Source organism: Simplicispira metamorpha, from assembly GCF_004341365.1.
Taxonomy (GTDB): Bacteria; Pseudomonadota; Gammaproteobacteria; order Burkholderiales; family Burkholderiaceae_C; genus Simplicispira; species Simplicispira metamorpha.
In genome coordinates this window covers 34,522-51,810 of the sequence record NZ_SLXH01000017.1, presented here as the reverse complement: position 1 = coordinate 51,810, position 17,289 = coordinate 34,522, and the positions used below count along the sequence as shown (strand labels likewise).

The following is a 17,289-nucleotide window of genomic DNA, read 5'->3' as shown; positions in this document are numbered from 1 at the left end:
CATGGCGGCCCTGCGGGGCCGTTACTGGGCGTACATCCGTTTGGCGTCATCCACGCACTTGGCTTTCAGGTCGCCGGTCATGGCATCGCAGCGCTCGGCGGCGGCCTTGTAATCGGCTTCACGCTTCTCGGCAGCGGCGTCCTTGCGGGCTTCGGCAACGGCGGCGCCTTTTTCAGCGGCGGTGGCGGCGGGCTGGGCCTGCACCTGGGCGACCTTGGCGTTTTCCACGGCGCGCACATGGGCGGCCTTGGCATCCTTGCGGCACACGTCCTTGGCATTGCCAGTCAGGTCGTCGCACTTTTCTTTGGCCACGTCGTACGCGGCATCGGCGTGGGCAACACGGGCCTTGTACTGGGTTTTGTCGCTGGGGCGGTACTGTGCTTCCAGCTCGGCCTTGGCCACCTTCTCGGCGCCTTTGGCCTCTTGCATGCAAATGTCTTTGGCATTGCCATGCATGGCACTGCACTTGTCCTTGTGCATTTTGTAATCGGCGCTGATGCGCTCTTTGGCCGCCGTGTGCTCGGCTGGCTGCATGGCCATCGAGACACTGGCGACCATGCCAGCGGCCATGAGGGCCACAAAATTACGGGTCAAGCTTGTCATGCTGAATGCTCCTGAAGAATAAAGAATGGCCAAAATCCGATTCGCTCTCAGTCGTCAAACCGGAATTCGGGGTGGCGTGCCTGCCATTCCTTGAGCTGCGTTTCTGCGGCGTCGCGGGCCAAGCCGTGGCGCTCTTGCAGCTTGCCCAGAAATTGGTCGCGCTTGCCAGCGATCACGTCCAGGTCATCGTTGGTGAGCTTGCCCCACTGCTCTTGCAGCTTGCCGGTAAATTGCTTCCAGTTGCCTTTGATGCGGTCTTCGTTCATGGCTTTGATCCTCAGAAAAAGTCTCGCCTGCGCCATCCACCCGTTGTGTGTGGAACACCTGCATGGGCGATGGGGAGACTCTACGTCCGAGGGCGCGCCCGCCGCGTAGGCAGCGCGGGGCACAGCACGTCAGTGCTTGCCTACTTTCGTGCAGGACAACCGCGCGCCCCGGGCACGAGACAACGGCGGGGCTGCGCGGCTGCTTGCGCGCAGGCGGGGCCTCAGCCGGGCATCAGCGGCCCTGCTGCTCCAGCCACTGCGCCAGCGCCTGCGCGGCCTGCTGCGTGGCTTCGGCCAGGGCGCGGGTGCCACCGGCGGCGTCGGCACTGGTGGCGGCCTGCTGGGCCACAAACAGGCGCTGGCCCAGCAACTGCTCGCCCGTGGGCGTGGGCTCGACCAGGGTGGCGCGCAGGCGCACCACGCCGGTGCTGCCCTGCTCGCTCGTGAAAATCTGGCTGAACTCTTCCAGCTCCACGCGCAGCACCGCTGTGGGCGCTTGGCCCTGGCGCGCGGCAATCAGCGCTTTGTCGGCGCGCAGCACGGCACGGCGCTCACCCAGCACGGCGCGCAGGCGCTGCTCCAGCAGTTGGGCGGGCGGCTGGCTCCAGCGCGCGCTTTGGTAGGGGCGCAACTGGCGGGCGTCGGCGTAGGCCAGGCGGTAGTGCACGGCGGTGCTGCCATCGACCGGGCCGGCGCTTTGCACATCGGCCAGCGCCAGTGCGGGCAGCGGTGGCTGCTCGGCGGCGGGGGCCAGTTGGCCCGGCCCCAGGTCGTAGAGCACGGGACGCACCGGCGGCTGGGGCAGGGCCGAGCATCCAGCCAGAAAAATAGCAGCAAAAGTGGCTACAACGCTTGCTGGACGGGCGCTAGCAGCTATTTTTTTAAGAGCATTCATAGCAATCCTTGTCAGGGCTTGGCAGGTGCGACAGCAGGCACGGGGGCCACAAAACCGGCCTCACCGGGGCCGGGCAAGGGCGCGCCGGGGCCGTAAATGAGGGCCTGGGGGTTGTCGCTGACGCCCGCTGTCATGCGGCCAAACTGGCGCGCGGCGCGGGCGGTGGCGTCGGTGGCGGCCTCCACCCGGGGCAGGGTGACGGCGTTGAAGCGCTCCAGCGAGCGGCTCAGCGCCAGGGTGCCGCGCGCGGTCTGGTCGATGACGCCATCGGGCTCGTTCAAGCGCCGGGCCACCTGGCCCATGTCGGCGGCGGCACTGGCGGTGTTGGCACCGGCCTGTTGCAGCGTCTGTAGGGTCTGGCGCGCCTGCGCGGCCAGGGCGGGCACAGCGGCCAGCGCGGGGTCGAGCCGCTGGGTGACGGTGGCATCGAGCTTCAAGCTCAGGGCATGCACGCTGCCTGCCGCCTGGCCGATGTTCACCAGCGCACTGGTGATGTGTTTCTGGTTTTCTTCGCCCAGCACCTGGTTCAGGCGTTGCACGGCGTCGTCCAGGCGGCCCAGGATCACCGGCCCCTGGTCGGCCAGCTTGCTGAAGGGCGAGGATTCGAGCGGCAGGCGCGGCAGGCCGCTGTCGCCGGGGGGCAGCGGGGGGTGGTCTTCGCCTGCGTCGTCCAGCAGCACGTAGGCCAGGCCGGTCACGCCCTGGTAGCCCAGCACGGCAAACGTGGAGGCTGTGATGGGCGTCTCTTCATTCACGTCGATGCGGATCAGCACATTGCCGCTGACCTGCGGGTCAAAACCGATGTGCGTGACCTTGCCCACGGCCACGCCCTTGTAGCGCACCGCCGCCTGCGGCTGCAGGCCGCTGACGCCCTCGCGGCTGGAAAGCTCGTAGGTGTGGTAATTGCCGTTGTCGCGGGTGAGCCACATGCCCAGGCCCGCCACCAGCAGCGACACGATGAGCACGAACAGGCCAGCGGCCATGGCGTGGGCTTTGTTTTGCATCAGGATTCCTTGAGGGGGGTGGGCGGTGCCATGGCGCGGCGGCCACGCTCACCCAGGAAGAATTGTTCAACGAAGGGGTGGGCAAAGTGCGCCACTTCGGTGGGCGTGCCGGTGGTGATGACGCGCTTGTCGGCCAGCACGGCCACGCGCGTGGCCAGGGCAAACAGCGTGTCCAGGTCGTGCGTGACCATCACCATGGTCACGCCCAGCTCGGCCTGCAACTCACGCACCAAGGCGCAAAACTCATCCGAGCCGTGGGGGTCCAGGCCCGCCGTGGGCTCGTCCAGCAAGAGCAGCGGCGGGTCCATGATGAGGGCGCGCGCCAGCGCCACGCGCTTGATCATGCCGCCGGACAAATCGGCGGGCATGCGCGTGGCGTGCTCGGGCTTGAGGCCCACCATTTGCAGCTTGACCATGGCGGCGTCGCGCACCAGATCGGCAGGCAGCGTGCCCTGCTCGTTCAGGGCAAAGGCGATGTTGTCGAGCACGTTGAAGGCCGAAAACAGCGCGCCGTGCTGGAACAACATGCCCACGCGGCTGGCGGCGCCCTCGCCGGTCATCTCGCGCGCGGGACGACCCAGCGCCGTGACGCTGCCGCGCGTGGGCTGCATCAGGCCCAGTATCTGGCGCAAGAGCACGGTTTTGCCGGTGCCCGATCCGCCCACCAGGGCCAGGATTTCGCCGCGCTGCACGGTCAAGTCCAGGTCTTGGTGGACAGAGAACGCCTTGTCGCCTTTGCCAAACACCGTCCACAGGCCAGCAATTTGCACCACGGGTGCGGGCACGGCAGCCATGTCAGAACCCCACATTCTTGAAGACCACGGCAAACACCGCATCCACGATGATGACCACGGTGATGGACGTGACCACCGAGGCCGTCGTGCCCTCGCCCAGGCTTTGCGTGTTGGGTTTGACGCGCAGGCCCCAGTGGCAGCCAATCAGCGCAATCAAGGTGCCAAACACCACCGATTTGGACAGCGCCAGCCACAGGTTGCCCACCTTCACTGCGGCGGGCATGGCCTCGAAAAAATAGGCGGGCGAGATACCCATGGCCATGTCAGCGGCCAGCATGCCGCCCGCCAGTGCGGCCAGCGTAGTCCAGATGCTGATGAGCGGCATGGCAATGGCCAGTGCCAGCGCGCGCGGCAGCACCAGCCGAAAGCCGTGCGGTATGCCCATGACGCTCATGGCATCCAATTCTTCGGTCACGCGCATGACGCCGATCTGCGCCGTGATGGCCGAGCCCGATCGCCCCGCCACCAAAATGGCACCCAGCAGCGGCCCCAGCTCGCGGATCAGCGAGATGCCCAAAATATTGACGATGAACGCCTCGGCGCCAAACTGGCGCAATTGCAGGCTCATCAGGTAGGCCAGCACCACGCCAATCAGAAAACCCACCAGCGCCGTAATCGGCAGGGCCATGGCGCCCATGCTGTAGAGGTGGCCCGACACGTCGCGCCAGGGCGCCCGGCGCGGCGCGCGCAGCACGCGCAGGCTGTCGAGCAGCAACTGCCCCACCAGCAGCAGCAGGTGGCGGGCATGGTCCACGCCGTGCATGACCAGCGTGCCCAGGCGGTCGATCTGGTCGGCCAGGCGCCAGGGCTCGGGCGGCGCGGCGGTACAGCTCAAGCGCGCCACGCGATCGAGCATGGCGCGCTGGGAGGCGTCCAGCGCCAGGCGCTCGGGCCAGGCGCGGCCCCAGTGGTTCCATAACAGCTGCGCGCCCACGTGGTCCAGCCACTCCAGGCCGCGCAAGTCCCAGCCCAGGCCCGCAGCGGCGCGCTGGCCCCGCAGTTGTACCGACAGCGCGCGCCACTGCGCACGGGTGCCCAGTTGCGCCGCGCCCCAGCGGCCCAGCAGGCGCACGCACGGGCCATCGGGCGTGTCGGTGCGCTCTAAGCGGGGGGAGGAATCGGACATGGGTCAGTGTAAAAAAAAGTACAGGGCCAAGGCGCCGATGGTAGCGGCACCGTGCCGGGCAGCGCCGCAGCTGCCATGGCCAGCGCGTGAAATATTATCAAAAAACGCCTCCAAGGCAAGCAGGATAAGCGCAAGCAGCTATCTTTTAAATAGCAAAAACCAGGCACTACCACCGCCTGGCCCGCACCCGCCAGCACACCGCCGCACAATGGCCGCCACAGCCGCGCAGACGGCTGAACCTCGGCACAGGAGACACCGTGAGCGACACCACTTTCGACTACATCATCATCGGCGCGGGCACGGCAGGCGCCCTGCTGGCCAACCGCCTCAGCGCCAATCCGCAGCACCGCGTGCTGCTGATCGAGGCCGGGCGCAAAGACGACTACCACTGGATCCACATCCCTGTGGGCTACCTGTACTGCATCGGCAACCCGCGCACCGACTGGCTCTACCAGACCGAGCCCGACGCGGGGCTCAATGGCCGGCGCCTGCGCTACCCGCGCGGCAAAACGCTGGGCGGGTGCAGCAGCATCAACGGCATGATTTACATGCGCGGCCAGGCGCGCGACTACGACCAGTGGGCGCACCTGACGGGCGACGACACCTGGCGCTGGGACAACGTGCTGCCCGCCTTTCGCCAGCACGAAGACCACTGGCGCCTGGACCAGCCCGGCACCGCCAGCAGCGACTTTCAGCGCCTGCACGGCCACCGCAACACCGGCAGCACGGGCGAGTGGCGCGTCGAAAAACAGCGCCTGCGCTGGGACGTGCTCGACGCCTTTGCCCAGGCCGCACAGCAGGCGGGCATTGCCGCCACCGACGACTTCAACCGGGGCTGCAACGAGGGCGTGGGCTATTTCGAGGTCAACCAGAAAAGCGGCTGGCGCTGGAACACGGCCAAGGCGTTTTTGCGCCCCACCTGCACGGGCCGGGCCAACTTCACGCTGTGGACGCGCGCTCAGGCCACCCGGCTGCTGCTGGCCCCGCAGCCCGATGGCCGCCCGCGCTGCACCGGCGTGCAGGTCTGGAACGGCCAGGAGATGGTCACGGCGCACGCCACGCGCGAGGTGGTGCTGAGCGCAGGCGCCATCAACTCGCCGCAGCTGTTGCAGCTCTCGGGCATAGGCCCGGCGCCGCTGCTGCGCGCGCACGGCATCGAGGTGGTGCATGACCTGCCCGGCGTGGGCGCCAACCTGCAAGACCACCTGCAAATCCGCGCCGTGTTCAAGGTGCAGGGCGTGCCCACGCTCAACACGCTGGCCAACTCCCTGTGGGGCAAGGCCAAGATCGGGCTGGAATATGCACTCCAGCGCACCGGCCCCATGAGCATGGCGCCTTCGCAGCTGGGCGCTTTCACCCGCTCCAGCCCCGCACAGCCGCACCCCAACATCGAGTACCACGTGCAGCCGCTGTCGCTCGACGCTTTTGGCGAGCCGCTGCACCCGTTTCCGGCGTTCACCGCCAGCGTGTGCAACCTCAACCCCACCAGCCGGGGCACGGTACACATCCAGAGCGCCGACTTCCGCAGCGCCCCGGCCATTGCCCCCCACTACCTCAGCACCGCCGAAGACCGCCAGGTGGCCGCCGACAGCCTGCGCCTGACGCGCCGCATCGTGGCGCAACCGGCGCTGGCACGCTACCAGCCCCAGGAATACAAGCCCGGCGTGCAGTTCGACAGCGATGCCGATCTGGCGCGCCTGGCGGGCGACATTGCCACCACCATCTTCCACCCCGTAGGCACCACCAAGATGGGGCGCGAGAGCGACCCCCTGGCGGTGCTGGACGCCCAGTTGCGCGTGCGCGGCGTGGCCGGGCTGCGCGTGGTGGATGCGGGTGCCATGCCCACCATCACCAGCGGCAACACCAACGCCCCCACGCTGATGCTGGCCGAAAAAGCGGCGCATTGGATGCGCGCCGAGGCGCTCGGGCGCGCTTAACGGATGCCGCCCACGTAGCGCGGCAGGTCAGGCGGCGCTGGCGCCGCATGGCCCGTGCTGGCGCGCGCTGCCCCCGGGGCGCTGGCTGCACCCAGGGGCTGGGGCCAGGCGCGCTCCAGGCGCTGCGCCCATTCGGCCAGCTCGGGGAGGTCGCGCTCCTGGGCCTGCTCGCAGGCAAAGCGCACGATGGCGCGGGCGTATTCGGCATTGCAGGCCATCCATTCGGTGTCCGTGACCCGGCCCGTCTTGCGCCGCAGCAGCACATGCAAGTGGGCAGCCACGGCCAGGGTATCGCTGGTGTTCATGGTCGCATCCTCCTTATCCGCCCAGGCGCTCGCGGTGCAGGGCGATGTCCAGTCCGGTCAGCTCGGAGGCATCGTCCACGCGCAAATCCACCACCAGCAGGCGCGTCAGCCACAGCAACAGGGCCGTGGCGACCACGCTGTAGCCCATCACGGCCAGCACGCCCAGCGCCTGCACGCTCAGGCTGGCACCGACACCGCCGATGGCCTTGTCGGCCAGCACCCCGGTCAGCAGCGAGCCGACGATGCCGCCAATGCCATGCACACCAAACACGTCCAGGGAGTCATCGGCCCCCAACCAGCGCTTGAGTCCTGTAGCGCCCCAGTAGCAGGCCAACCCGGCCACCGCCCCGATCAACAAGGCCGAGACGGGTGTGACAAAGCCCGCTGCGGGCGTGATGGCCACCAAACCAGCCACCAGCCCCGAACACAACCCCAGCAGCGAGGGGCGCTGGCGCACCACCCACTCGCCCATCATCCAGGCGATGGCACCGGCGGCGGCGGCAATGTGCGTGACCACCAGTGCCAGCCCGGCACGCCCATCTGCGGCCACCGCCGAGCCCGCGTTGAACCCGAACCAGCCCACCCACAGCAAACACGCCCCCACCATGGTCAGGCCCAGGTTGTACGGCTCAAAAGGTTCACGGCCATAGCCCCGGCGCGGGCCCAGAAACCAGGCGCACACCAGCCCGGCCACCCCGGCGTTGATGTGTACCACCGCGCCCCCGGCAAAATCCAGCGCCCCCAGCTGCACCAGCCAGCCGCCCGGCTCCCACACCCAGTGGGCAATGGGCGCATAGACCAGCACCGTCCACAGCCCGATGAACAGCAGCAGCGCCGAAAAACGCATGCGCTCCACCACGGCCCCCACCACCAGCGCCGCTGTGATGATGGCAAAGCCCAGCTGGAACATGGCGTACACCGACTCGGGAATGTGCGGCGCCAGATGGCTGACCGCCACTTTGCCGCTGGCCATCACGTAGTCCAGCCCGTCAAACCACATGCGCGAACCGCCGCCCAGCCAGGACGAGCCCGGCGTAAAAGCCCACGAGTAGCCCACCGCAAACCACAGCACGCTGACCAGCGCCGCCACCGCCAGCACACTGGCCATGGTGTTGAGCACGTTCTTGCGGCGCACCATGCCGGCATAGAACAGCGCCACCCCCGGCAGCGTCATCAGCAGCACCAGGGCCGTGGCAGTCATGACCCAGGCGGTGTCTGCGGCGCGGATGGACTCCTGCGCCACCAGCATGGGCCGCACCAGCGCTGCCGCAGCCCCCGGCGCGCCTGCGCTGTCTGCCGTCTGGGCCCAGGCGGGCGCCTGCACAGCCAGCCATACGGCCATGGTCTGCATGATGTGGTGTGCTTTTCTGTGCATGGCAGCGCCCTCCCGACTTGGATATATCCACTGGTACAGCACAAGCCATGCCAGCGCGCCAACGCCAGCACCGGGGCCACCTGCACTGCCAGCGCCCCAGAAAAGGGGGAGGGAAACTCCCTATGCACCGCCAGGGTGCATGCCGTTACAGTCACGCCACTCAACGGCGCACCACCACGGCGCGCCCAAAGAGGGGCCGAGGAGACAACCTACCGAGCCACAACCATATTCCCAAGCATCCGCCATGAGATGCCCTCTTGCCAAGGCGCCGCCCCTGTGTCGGCGCCTTTTTTTTGCCTGTGCCGCATTCACGCACTGGTTGTATTTCTCAGATAAAAACAGCCTCCAGGCCTTACGCAGAAAGCGCCAGAAGCTCTCAAGTCCATAGCAAAATTGGGTGCGACAATCGGCCCATGGAATGGATTGTTGTCACGCTGGCCTCGCTGCTGGCCGGTTTTGTGGATGCCATCGTGGGCGGCGGTGGCCTGGTTTTGCTGCCAGCGCTGTTTGCCACCTTCCCCAGCACGGCACCGGCCACGCTGATGGGCACGAACAAGGCAGGCGCTGTCTGGGGCACGGCCATCGCCACCTGGCAATACAGCCGCCGCGTGCAACTGCGCTGGGCGGCCATGCTGCCAGCGGCGCTGGCCGGGTTTGCGGGCGCTTTTGCCGGAGCCTGGGCAGTGACGGTGCTCTCACCCGACTTTTTGCGCAAGCTGCTGCCGCTGGTGCTGCTGGCGGTGCTGGGCTACACGCTGGCCAAAAAAGAGCTGGGGCGCCACCACCAGCCGCGCTTTGCGGGCCGCGCCGAGTGGGTGGCCGCCAGCCTGATCGGCGCCAGCATCGGCTTTTACGATGGTTTTTTTGGGCCGGGCACGGGGAGCTTTTTCGTGTTTTTGTTCGTGCGCCTGCTGGGCTACGACTTTTTGAACGCCTCGGCATCGGCCAAGCTGCTCAATGTGGCCACCAACGTGGCTGCCATCATCCTGTTCTCGCTCAAAGGCCATGTCTGGTGGCACTTTGCCCTGCCGCTGGCCGTGGCCAACGTGCTGGGCAGCGTGTTGGGCACGCACATGGCGCTCAAGCACGGCACGGGGTTTGTGCGTGGCATATTCATTGCCGTGGTCAGCCTGCTCATCCTGAAAACGGGTTACGACGCCTTTCTGCGCTGAGCGCCAGGGCCGGCCACACCGGCCCGCCCTGCGGCCTTTGTCCACACGGTCGCCCGCCTGCGCCGCTTTGCCACCCGAAAGGCCCCTGCCATGCCCACACCCCGCCCCTCCATCGCCCTGATCGGCGCACCCAGCGATGCAGGCGCCAACCTGCCCGGCACCAGCCTGGGGCCAGACGCCCTGCGCATTGCCGGTATCGCCCCAGCGCTGCGCGCACGCGGCCTGCACGCCATCGACCAAGGCAACCTGAGTGGCCCCGGCGTAGACCACCACGCCGGGCACGCGCCGCAGCAGGGTTTTCGGCATCTGGCCGAGGTGGCGCAGTGGAATGCGGCGGTGTGTGGCGCCGTCGCCGAAGCGCTGGCGGCAGGCCACCTGCCGCTGCTGCTGGGCGGCGACCACAGCCTGGCCGTGGGCTCCATCAGCGCTGTGGCCCGGCACTGCCGCCAGCGCGGCCAGCGCCTGAAAGTGCTGTGGCTGGACGCCCATGCCGATGCCAACACCCCGGCCACCAGCCCCAGTGGCAATCTGCACGGCATGCCCGTGGCCTGCCTGCTGGGCCACGGGCCGCAGGGCCTGACGCACCTGGCGGAGCACAGCCCGGCGCTGGTGCCCGCGCAACTGGCCCTGCTGGGCGTGCGCAGCGTGGACGCGGCAGAAAAACGCTTCGTCAACGCCCTGGGCATCGAGGTGTACGACATGCGCTACATCGACGAGGTGGGCATGCGCGCCACCATGGCGCAGGCCCTGTACGGTGTGGACCGGCACACCCACCTGCACGTCAGCTTTGACCTGGACTGCCTCGACCCCACCGTGGCACCCGGGGTAGGCACGCCCGTGCGCGGCGGCCCCACCTACCGCGAAATCCAGCTGTGCATGGAGATACTGGCCGACTGCGGTGCGCTGGGCTCGGTGGATGTGGTGGAACTGAACCCGACGCGCGACGTGCGCAACCAGAGCGCCGAACTGGCCGTGGACTTGCTGGAGAGCCTGTTTGGCAAAAGCACGCTGATGCGCGCGCGCTGAAAGCGCCGCGCGGGGACATGCCGCCGCGCGGCGCTTTCAGCGCACCGGCAGCTCGATCTCGGCCACGGGCCGGGACTTGCCGACGGGCGCCATGGCCTGGCCTTTGCGCACGGCGGCAATGTCTTCTTCGCTGGGGTATTCGTCCAGCAGCCAGTAATCGAACACGCGCCGGGCGATGGGCGCCGCCTGGGCACCGCCAAAACCGGCGTTCTCCACAATCACGGCCAGCGCAATGCGCGGCGCATCCGCCGGGGCAAAGGCGATGTAGAGGGCGTGATCGCGCTGGCGCTCTTGCAGGCGCGCGGCGTTGTACTTGTCTTTCTGGCCGATGGTGACGGCCTGCGCCGTGCCGGTTTTGCCCGCCGACACGTAGCGCGCGCCAGCAAACACCCGCGTCGAGGTGCCGCCCTGCGTCACGCCCACCATGGCGCGGCGCACGGCCTCGATGTGCTCACTCTTGTAGCCCAGGTTGACCGGCGCCGGGGGCTCGATGGAGCGGCGCTCGCGCGTGACCGCATCGATGGTGGCCATGCCCAGGTGCGGGCGGTGCTGCACGCCACCATTGGCCAACGTGGCCGTGGCGTAGGCCAGTTGCAGCATGGTGAAACTGTTGTAACCCTGACCAATGCCCAGCGAGATGGTTTCGCCCGCATACCACCTTCTCTGCTCGGGCCGGCGGTAGGCGTTGCGCTTCCACTCCTGGCTGGGCAGCACGCCGCGCAGCTCGCCATTGAGGTCAATGCCGGTGAACTGGCCAAAGCCCAGCGGTTTCATGAAGTCGTGCATGGCATCGACGCCCATGTCATTGGCCAGCTGGTAGTAGTACACGTTGCTCGACTGCACGATGCTGCGGTACAAATCCACCGCACCCAGGCCGTGGTCGCCATGGCTGCGGAAGGTATGGCCACCAAACGTCCAGGAGCCACCATCGTGGATGATGGTGCCTGCGGTGCGCTTGCCCGTCTCCAGCGCCGCCAGCCCCATGAACGGTTTGTAGGTCGAGCCCGGCGGGTAGGTGCCGCGCAGCGCCCGGTTGAGCAGCGGTTTGTCAATGGACTCGTTGAGCGCGCTCCAGTTTTCCTGGTCAATCCCCTCGACGAACAGGTTGGGATCGAACGTGGGCTTGCTCACCAGTGCCAGCACCTCGCCATTGCGCGGGTCTATGGCCACCAGCGCACCCCGGCGATCGCCATACAGGTCTTCAATGAGCTTTTGCAGCTTGATGTCCAGCGACAAGGCCACCGTATGGCCCGGCGTGGCAGGAAAGCTGTTGAGCCGGCGCACGGCGCGCCCGCCCGCCGAGGTTTCCATTTGCTCCACGCCGGTGATGCCGTGCAGCTGCGCTTCAAAGCTTTGCTCTATGCCCAGCTTGCCGATGTACTCGGTGCCCCGGTAATTGGCTTCTTCTTCGGAGTCTTCGATGCGCTCTTTTTCTTTTTGGTTGATGCGCCCGATGTAGCCAATGGCGTGGCTGGCCACCTCGCCCAGCGGGTAGTTGCGAAACAGCCGCGCCTTGATGTCCACGCCCGGAAAGCGGTAGCGCTGGGCCGTGAAACGGGCCACCTCTTCGTCGGTCAGGCGGGTACGGATGGGCAGCGAATCAAAGCTGCGCGACTCTTCCATCAGGCGCTTGAAGCGGCGTTTGTCACGGGCGTGGATGTCCACCACCTTGGACAGCTCCTGAATGGTTTCTTCCAGCACCCCGGCCTTGGAGGGTGTGATCTCCAGCGTGTAGGCGGCGTAGTTGGTGGCCAGCACCACGCCATTGCGATCCAGAATGAGGCCCCGGTTGGGAACCACCGGCAGCACGGCAGTGCGGTTGCTCTCGGCCTGTTCGGCCAAATCCTCGTGGCGCACCACCTGCAAAAAAACCAGGCGCGCCACCACCAGGCAGAACGCCAGCAACACCGCCAGCCCCACCACCAGCACACGGGCGCGAAAACGCGCCGCATCCAGCTCCACATTGCGCAGCTCGGTCAAGGCGCACCCCCTGGTTGGCACCTGCACTCAGGCACTGCGCTGGCACCACGCAGGCCATACCCTACCGCCAAGCCAGAGCACATCTCGCTCATAACGGCCGGTTGGCATCCTGGTCGGGAGCGCGGCGTTGCGGCGCCAGCAGCAACATGCTGGCCAGCGGCCACAGCAAGGCCTCCAGCACCGGCGCCCACAAAATGTCCCACTCCGGAAACACGCCCCCCGACAACAACCGAATCAGCGCCTGTAGCGCATGTGCGCCCACAAACAGACCCAACATTTGTAGCGCCTGCAACCAGGCCCGAAACCACAGCAGCCGCCGGTGCGTCATGGAGGTGCCAAACAGCACCAGCGCATAGGCCAGCGCATGCTGGCCCAGCAGCGCAGACTGGTGAACGTCCATGCACAGACCGAACACAAAGGCCAGCCCCATGCCCACACGCAGAGGCTGGTGTACGCCCCAGAAGGCCAGCAGCACCATCAACACATCGGGCATCCAGAGCACGCGGCCCAGGGGCAGCATGTTGATGGCCAGCGCCGCTGCCAAGCTGGCGCCAATGAAGACCGGGTTGACTGGCAGCAGCAGTTGCTGTCCACGGGGCATGATCATGGTGCCTCCCGCCCTGTGCGCCGCAGGTGCCCTGGAAGTGGCTGGCGTTTCATTTTTGTTTGCCCTTCTTGAGCACTGCCGCGGGCTCGGCGGTGGGGCGCGCCGGATCGGTGCCCGCCGTCGGTGTAATCAGCATCACATGGCGCGCACCCTCTACCCGCGCGGTGGGCGTGCAATAAATGCGCGCAAATGCGGAGTCGGCGCGCCGCTCTACCCGTACCACCCGTGCCACGGGCAGGCCAGAGGGGTAGACACCATCGAGTCCGCTGGTGGTGAGCACATCGCCCTCTTGCACATCGGCGTTGGCCGAGACGAAACGCAGTTCCAGACCGCCGCCGTGGCTGGCCACCGGGTCGCCATAGGCCACGCCGCGCGCCCCCGTGCGGATATTGAGCACGGGAATGGCCTGGTCGCGGTCCACCAGCAGCGTCACCTCACTCAGAAACGGGTGCACCCGCGTGACCTGGCCCAGCACGCCAGCGTCGTCTAGCACCGGCGAGCCCAGTTCCACCCCGTGTACCTGGCCCTGGTCCACGACCACGCGCCGCGTGTAGGGGTCGGCCGTGTCGTACAGGATTTGCGCCGCCCGTGCAGGCGCTTGCAGCCGCTCGCGCAAATCGAGCAGCTTGCGCAGCCGCTCGTTCTCCTGTAGCAGCTCCTGGGCCTGGTTGGCACGCAGCGACAGCTGCAACACCTCTTTGCGCGCGGTGTCGGCCTGATCCTGTGCGGTTTGCAGGGCGTGAAAATAGTCTGCCCCGCGGCTGAAAAACTCCAGCGGCTGCACCATCAGCCACTGCACCGGATACAGCACCGTGGACACCACCTGGCGCAGCGGGTCGGTGATGCGCCAGCGCACATCCGCCAGCATCAGCAACAGCGCCAGCGCAATATACAAAACGATTTGCGACAGGGCAGATGGCCCTTGGCGCATAAAAGAGGGCGTGGTGCGGTCCAGGGTTCCCAGGGACATGGGGGCCTCCGTTCAGGCGTTGCGCTGCCCGGCACGCACCAGCGCAGCATCGGCTCGGAAGGTGGCAAAAGCGGTCATGCAATTGCGGCATGTCGGCCTGCCGGGCAGGCCAGGCCGCCTCACTCGCTGGTGAAGATGCTGCCAGTGCGCCCCATGCGCTCCAGCGCAATGCCGCAACCACGCACCACGCAGGTCAGCGGGTCTTCAGCCACCAGCACGGGCAGGCCGGTTTCTTCGGCCAGCAGGCGATCGAGGTCGCGCAAGAGCGCACCGCCGCCGGTCAGCATCATGCCGCGTTCGGCAATATCGGCGCCCAGTTCGGGCGGGGTTTGCTCCAGCGCGTTTTTCACGGCAGAGACAATCTGGTTGAGCGGTTCGGTCAGGGCTTCCAGCACTTCGTTGCTGGAAATGGTGAAGCTGCGCGGCACGCCTTCCGACAGGTTGCGCCCACGCACTTCCATCTCTTTGACTTCCGAGCCAGGAAAGGCCGAGCCGATGTTTTTCTTGATGGCCTCAGCGGTGGGTTCGCCAATCAGCATGCCGTAATTGCGGCGGATGTAGCTGATGATGGCCTCGTCGAACTTGTCACCGCCCACGCGCACGCTGCCTTTGTAGACCATGCCGCCCAGCGAGATCACGCCCACCTCGGTGGTGCCGCCGCCAATATCAACCACCATGGAGCCGCTGGCCTCGCTCACTGGCAGGCCAGCGCCGATGCCAGCAGCCATGGGCTCTTCAATCAGGTAAACGGCCGTGGCGCCTGCGGCTTCTGCTGCATCTTTGATAGCACGGCGTTCCACCTGCGTAGAACCACAGGGCACACAGATGATGATGCGCGGGCTGGGCGTGAGCAAGGTGCGCGGATGCACCATCTTGATGAACTGCTTGATCATCTGCTCAGTGATGACGAAGTCAGCAATCACGCCGTCCTTCATCGGGCGGATGGCCTCGATGTTGCCGGGCACCTTGCCCAGCATGGCCTTGGCCTCGCGGCCCACGGCCTGAATCACTTTCTTACCGTGGGGGCCCCCTTCGTGGCGGATGGCCACCACCGAAGGTTCGTCGAGGACAATGCCCTTGTCGCGGGCAAAAATCAGGGTATTGGCGGTGCCAAGGTCAATGGCCAGGTCGGTGGAGAAGTACCGACGGAAAGCTCCGAACATTCAAAATCCTCTCGGGCACGGCATGCGCTTCGGCTTGCAGTCGCCGGGTATGTAACGGGGTGTTTACGGGGTCTAAAGTGGCTCTTTTTCGCACAATGACCGGCAGTGGGCATGGTATTGCGGCAAAGGCGGGATAATACCGCATCCCCTGTGGACAACCCTTTTTGGTACATCCGCAGACACAGCTTTACATCTGGTTTCTGACGCCCATCTGACACCCATTCCCCCTATGGCACTGACCCCCCAGGATATTGGCCGCATTGCCCATCTGGCACGGCTTGAACTCAGCCCATCCGAGAGCGAGCGCATGCTCACACAACTCAATGGCTTTTTTGCCACCGTGGAGCAGATGCGTGCGGTGGACACCAGCGGTATCGAACCCCTGGCCCACCCGGTGGCCACCATCCAGGACGTACAGCTTCGCCTGCGCGACGATGTTGCCAGTGAACCCAACCAGCGCGAAGCCAACCAGAAGAGCGCTCCCGCCGTGGAGCGCGGCCTGTTCCTGGTGCCCAAAGTGATTGAGTGACGCACGCATGACTTCTTCCAACCCCCCCCTGCATGACCTGAGCGTGGCCGCGCTGGCCAGCGCCCTGCGCGAGCGCCACGTGAGCGCCCTGGAGACCGCCCAGCATTTTCTGGCCCGCGCCCAACAGCACCAGGCGCTGGGCGCCTATGTCGCCCTCAACGAAGAGGCCACGCTGGCCCAGGCACGCGCCGCCGATGCGCGCATCGCTGCGGGTACCGCTGGCGTGCTGGAAGGCGTGCCCATCGCCCACAAAGACATCTTCGTCACACGCGACTTTCCCACCACCGCTGGCTCGAAGATGCTGGTGGGCTACCAGTCGCCTTTTGACGCCACCGTGGTCACCCAACTCGCCCAGGCGGGCGCCGTGACGCTGGGCAAGCTCAATTGCGACGAGTTCGCCATGGGCTCGGCCAACGAAAACTCCGCCGTCGCGCCCGTCGGCTTTGACGCCCCGGCGCCCGTGCGCAACCCCTGGAACCACGACCATGTGCCCGGTGGTTCGTCCGGCGGCAGCGCCGTGGCCGTGGCCGCGCGCCTGGCGCCAGCCGCCACCGGCACCGACACCGGCGGCTCCATCCGCCAGCCGGCATCGTTTTGCGGCATCACCGGCATCAAACCGACCTATGGCCGCGCCTCGCGCTACGGCATGGTGGCCTATGCCTCCAGCCTCGACCAGGCCGGCCCGATGGCGCGCAGCGCCGAAGACTGCGCCATCCTGCTGTCCGCCATGTGCGGCCCCGACCCCGACCGCGACTCCACCTCGCTGGACATGCCCGCTGAGGACTTCAGCCGCTCGCTCAACGACAGCCTGGACGGCCTGCGCATCGGCATCCCGAAAGAGTTCTTTGGCGACGGCCTGGCCAGCGATGTGCGCGCCGCCGTCGATGCCGCCCTGCGCGAATACGAAAAGCTCGGTGCCAAGCTGGTTCCCATCAGCCTGCCGCGCACCGAGCTGTCCATTCCCGTCTACTACATCATTGCGCCCGCCGAGGCATCGTCCAACCTGAGCCGCTTTGACGGCGTGAAGTTTGGCCACCGCGCCAACAACTTCACCGACCTCGAAGACATGTACAAAAAGACCCGCGCCGAAGGCTTTGGCGCCGAGGTCAAGCGCCGCATCATGACCGGCGCCTATGTGCTCTCGCACGGCTACTACGACGCCTACTACCTGCAAGCGCAAAAGGTGCGCCGCATGATCGCCAACGACTTCCAGAACGCCTTCCAAGACTGCGACCTGATCGCTGGCCCCGTGGCGCCCACCGTGGCCTGGAAAATCGGCGAGCACGGCAACGACCCGCTGGCCGACTACCTGGCCGACATCTTCACGCTGCCCGCCTCGCTGGCGGGCCTGCCCGGCATGAGCGTGCCCGCAGGCTTTGGCGCGGGCGGCATGCCCGTGGGCCTGCAACTGATTGGCAACTACTTTGCCGAGGCGCGGTTGCTCAACGCCGCCCACCGCCTGCAGCAGGCCACGGACTTCCACCTGCGCACACCGCTCTGAAAACCATAGCTGCCAGCGCACGCCACGCAAGCGATT

Annotated in this window: 17 protein-coding genes; 5 read left to right on the top strand and 12 right to left on the bottom strand. The window is 66.8% G+C overall.

Annotation, left to right across the window (positions count from 1 at the left end):
- Positions 1–21: 21 nt before the first annotated feature.
- The 6 genes from EV674_RS10390 to EV674_RS10365 form a co-directional block, all read right to left on the bottom strand.
- Positions 22–603, bottom strand: a complete 582-nt coding sequence (locus EV674_RS10390) for a hypothetical protein (RefSeq protein ID WP_119013219.1) — start codon at positions 601–603, stop codon at positions 22–24.
- Between the two features lie 47 nt (positions 604–650).
- A complete protein-coding gene (locus EV674_RS10385) occupies positions 651–869 on the bottom strand; it encodes a CsbD family protein (protein WP_119013220.1) in 219 nt (72 codons plus the stop codon).
- A 232-nt stretch (positions 870–1,101) separates the two neighbouring features.
- Entirely contained in the window at positions 1,102–1,764 is a 663-nt protein-coding gene (locus EV674_RS10380) for an ABC-type transport auxiliary lipoprotein family protein (protein ID WP_119013221.1), read from the bottom strand.
- Positions 1,765–1,775: 11 nt separating this feature from the next.
- Positions 1,776–2,768 (bottom strand): MlaD family protein, encoded by a 993-nt coding sequence (locus tag EV674_RS10375; RefSeq protein ID WP_119013222.1) that lies wholly within the window; start codon positions 2,766–2,768, stop codon positions 1,776–1,778.
- Complete coding sequence (locus EV674_RS10370; protein ID WP_243647380.1) at positions 2,768–3,562, bottom strand: ABC transporter ATP-binding protein; 795 nt, start codon at positions 3,560–3,562, stop codon at positions 2,768–2,770. The genes EV674_RS10375 and EV674_RS10370 overlap by 1 nt, the downstream gene beginning before the upstream one ends.
- 1 nt (position 3,563) lies before the next feature.
- Positions 3,564–4,688, bottom strand: coding sequence for an MlaE family ABC transporter permease (locus EV674_RS10365; RefSeq protein WP_119013224.1), 1,125 nt, complete (start codon positions 4,686–4,688; stop codon positions 3,564–3,566).
- A 257-nt stretch (positions 4,689–4,945) separates the two neighbouring features.
- Here EV674_RS10365 and EV674_RS10360 point away from each other — a divergent pair, with 257 nt between their 5' ends.
- A complete protein-coding gene (locus EV674_RS10360) occupies positions 4,946–6,625 on the top strand; it encodes a GMC family oxidoreductase (RefSeq protein ID WP_119013225.1) in 1,680 nt (559 codons plus the stop codon).
- Here EV674_RS10360 and EV674_RS10355 read toward each other — a convergent pair.
- Together EV674_RS10355 and EV674_RS10350 are read right to left on the bottom strand one after the other, a co-directional pair.
- Positions 6,622–6,930 (bottom strand): hypothetical protein, encoded by a 309-nt coding sequence (locus EV674_RS10355; protein WP_119013226.1) that lies wholly within the window; start codon positions 6,928–6,930, stop codon positions 6,622–6,624. The genes EV674_RS10360 and EV674_RS10355 overlap by 4 nt on opposite strands.
- Before the next feature lie 13 nt (positions 6,931–6,943).
- The gene (locus EV674_RS10350; protein WP_119013227.1) at positions 6,944–8,305 is read right to left on the bottom strand and encodes an ammonium transporter; all 1,362 of its coding nucleotides are present in this window, start codon (positions 8,303–8,305) and stop codon (positions 6,944–6,946) included.
- 413 nt (positions 8,306–8,718) lie between these two features.
- Here EV674_RS10350 and EV674_RS10345 point away from each other — a divergent pair, with 413 nt between their 5' ends.
- Together EV674_RS10345 and rocF are read left to right on the top strand one after the other, a co-directional pair.
- On the top strand, positions 8,719–9,477 hold the full coding sequence (locus tag EV674_RS10345; RefSeq protein WP_119013228.1) for a sulfite exporter TauE/SafE family protein: 759 nt from the start codon (positions 8,719–8,721) through the stop codon (positions 9,475–9,477).
- A gap of 90 nt (positions 9,478–9,567) precedes the next feature.
- On the top strand, positions 9,568–10,503 hold the full coding sequence (gene rocF, locus EV674_RS10340) for an arginase (protein WP_119013229.1): 936 nt from the start codon (positions 9,568–9,570) through the stop codon (positions 10,501–10,503).
- A gap of 36 nt (positions 10,504–10,539) precedes the next feature.
- On the opposite strand, the gene mrdA is transcribed toward rocF, so the two are convergent.
- From mrdA to EV674_RS10320, 4 genes are all read right to left on the bottom strand, one after another.
- A complete protein-coding gene (gene mrdA, locus EV674_RS10335; RefSeq protein WP_119013230.1) occupies positions 10,540–12,483 on the bottom strand; it encodes a penicillin-binding protein 2 in 1,944 nt (647 codons plus the stop codon).
- Between the two features lie 88 nt (positions 12,484–12,571).
- The gene (gene mreD, locus EV674_RS10330) at positions 12,572–13,090 is read right to left on the bottom strand and encodes a rod shape-determining protein MreD (protein ID WP_119013231.1); all 519 of its coding nucleotides are present in this window, start codon (positions 13,088–13,090) and stop codon (positions 12,572–12,574) included.
- 49 nt (positions 13,091–13,139) lie between these two features.
- On the bottom strand, positions 13,140–14,060 hold the full coding sequence (mreC, locus tag EV674_RS10325; RefSeq protein ID WP_119013232.1) for a rod shape-determining protein MreC: 921 nt from the start codon (positions 14,058–14,060) through the stop codon (positions 13,140–13,142).
- 119 nt (positions 14,061–14,179) lie between these two features.
- The gene (locus EV674_RS10320) at positions 14,180–15,223 is read right to left on the bottom strand and encodes a rod shape-determining protein (protein ID WP_119013233.1); all 1,044 of its coding nucleotides are present in this window, start codon (positions 15,221–15,223) and stop codon (positions 14,180–14,182) included.
- Between the two features lie 229 nt (positions 15,224–15,452).
- Between EV674_RS10320 and gatC the strand changes: the two genes are divergently transcribed.
- The gene (gene gatC / locus EV674_RS10315; RefSeq protein WP_119013234.1) at positions 15,453–15,752 is read left to right on the top strand and encodes an Asp-tRNA(Asn)/Glu-tRNA(Gln) amidotransferase subunit GatC; all 300 of its coding nucleotides are present in this window, start codon (positions 15,453–15,455) and stop codon (positions 15,750–15,752) included.
- A gap of 7 nt (positions 15,753–15,759) precedes the next feature.
- Positions 15,760–17,253 (top strand): Asp-tRNA(Asn)/Glu-tRNA(Gln) amidotransferase subunit GatA, encoded by a 1,494-nt coding sequence (gene gatA, locus EV674_RS10310; RefSeq protein ID WP_119013235.1) that lies wholly within the window; start codon positions 15,760–15,762, stop codon positions 17,251–17,253.
- Positions 17,254–17,289: the final 36 nt, after the last annotated feature.

What these genes read in the sequence shown, in the direction of transcription:
- EV674_RS10355 (WP_119013226.1), bottom strand. Translation starts at nt 6,930, where the DNA reads ATGAACACCAGCGATACCCTGGCCGTGGCTGCCCACTTGCATGTGCTG.
- EV674_RS10375 (WP_119013222.1), bottom strand. Translation starts at nt 2,768, where the DNA reads ATGCAAAACAAAGCCCACGCCATGGCCGCTGGCCTGTTCGTGCTCATC.
- EV674_RS10320 (WP_119013233.1), bottom strand. Translation starts at nt 15,223, where the DNA reads ATGTTCGGAGCTTTCCGTCGGTACTTCTCCACCGACCTGGCCATTGAC.
- rocF (WP_119013229.1), top strand. Translation starts at nt 9,568, where the DNA reads ATGCCCACACCCCGCCCCTCCATCGCCCTGATCGGCGCACCCAGCGAT.
- gatA (WP_119013235.1), top strand. Translation starts at nt 15,760, where the DNA reads ATGACTTCTTCCAACCCCCCCCTGCATGACCTGAGCGTGGCCGCGCTG.
- EV674_RS10365 (WP_119013224.1), bottom strand. Translation starts at nt 4,688, where the DNA reads ATGTCCGATTCCTCCCCCCGCTTAGAGCGCACCGACACGCCCGATGGC.
- EV674_RS10385 (WP_119013220.1), bottom strand. Translation starts at nt 869, where the DNA reads ATGAACGAAGACCGCATCAAAGGCAACTGGAAGCAATTTACCGGCAAG.
- EV674_RS10370 (WP_243647380.1), bottom strand. Translation starts at nt 3,562, where the DNA reads ATGGCTGCCGTGCCCGCACCCGTGGTGCAAATTGCTGGCCTGTGGACG.
- EV674_RS10350 (WP_119013227.1), bottom strand. Translation starts at nt 8,305, where the DNA reads ATGCACAGAAAAGCACACCACATCATGCAGACCATGGCCGTATGGCTG.
- EV674_RS10390 (WP_119013219.1), bottom strand. Translation starts at nt 603, where the DNA reads ATGACAAGCTTGACCCGTAATTTTGTGGCCCTCATGGCCGCTGGCATG.
- EV674_RS10380 (WP_119013221.1), bottom strand. Translation starts at nt 1,764, where the DNA reads ATGAATGCTCTTAAAAAAATAGCTGCTAGCGCCCGTCCAGCAAGCGTT.
- mreD (WP_119013231.1), bottom strand. Translation starts at nt 13,090, where the DNA reads ATGATCATGCCCCGTGGACAGCAACTGCTGCTGCCAGTCAACCCGGTC.
- EV674_RS10345 (WP_119013228.1), top strand. Translation starts at nt 8,719, where the DNA reads ATGGAATGGATTGTTGTCACGCTGGCCTCGCTGCTGGCCGGTTTTGTG.
- gatC (WP_119013234.1), top strand. Translation starts at nt 15,453, where the DNA reads ATGGCACTGACCCCCCAGGATATTGGCCGCATTGCCCATCTGGCACGG.
- mreC (WP_119013232.1), bottom strand. Translation starts at nt 14,060, where the DNA reads ATGTCCCTGGGAACCCTGGACCGCACCACGCCCTCTTTTATGCGCCAA.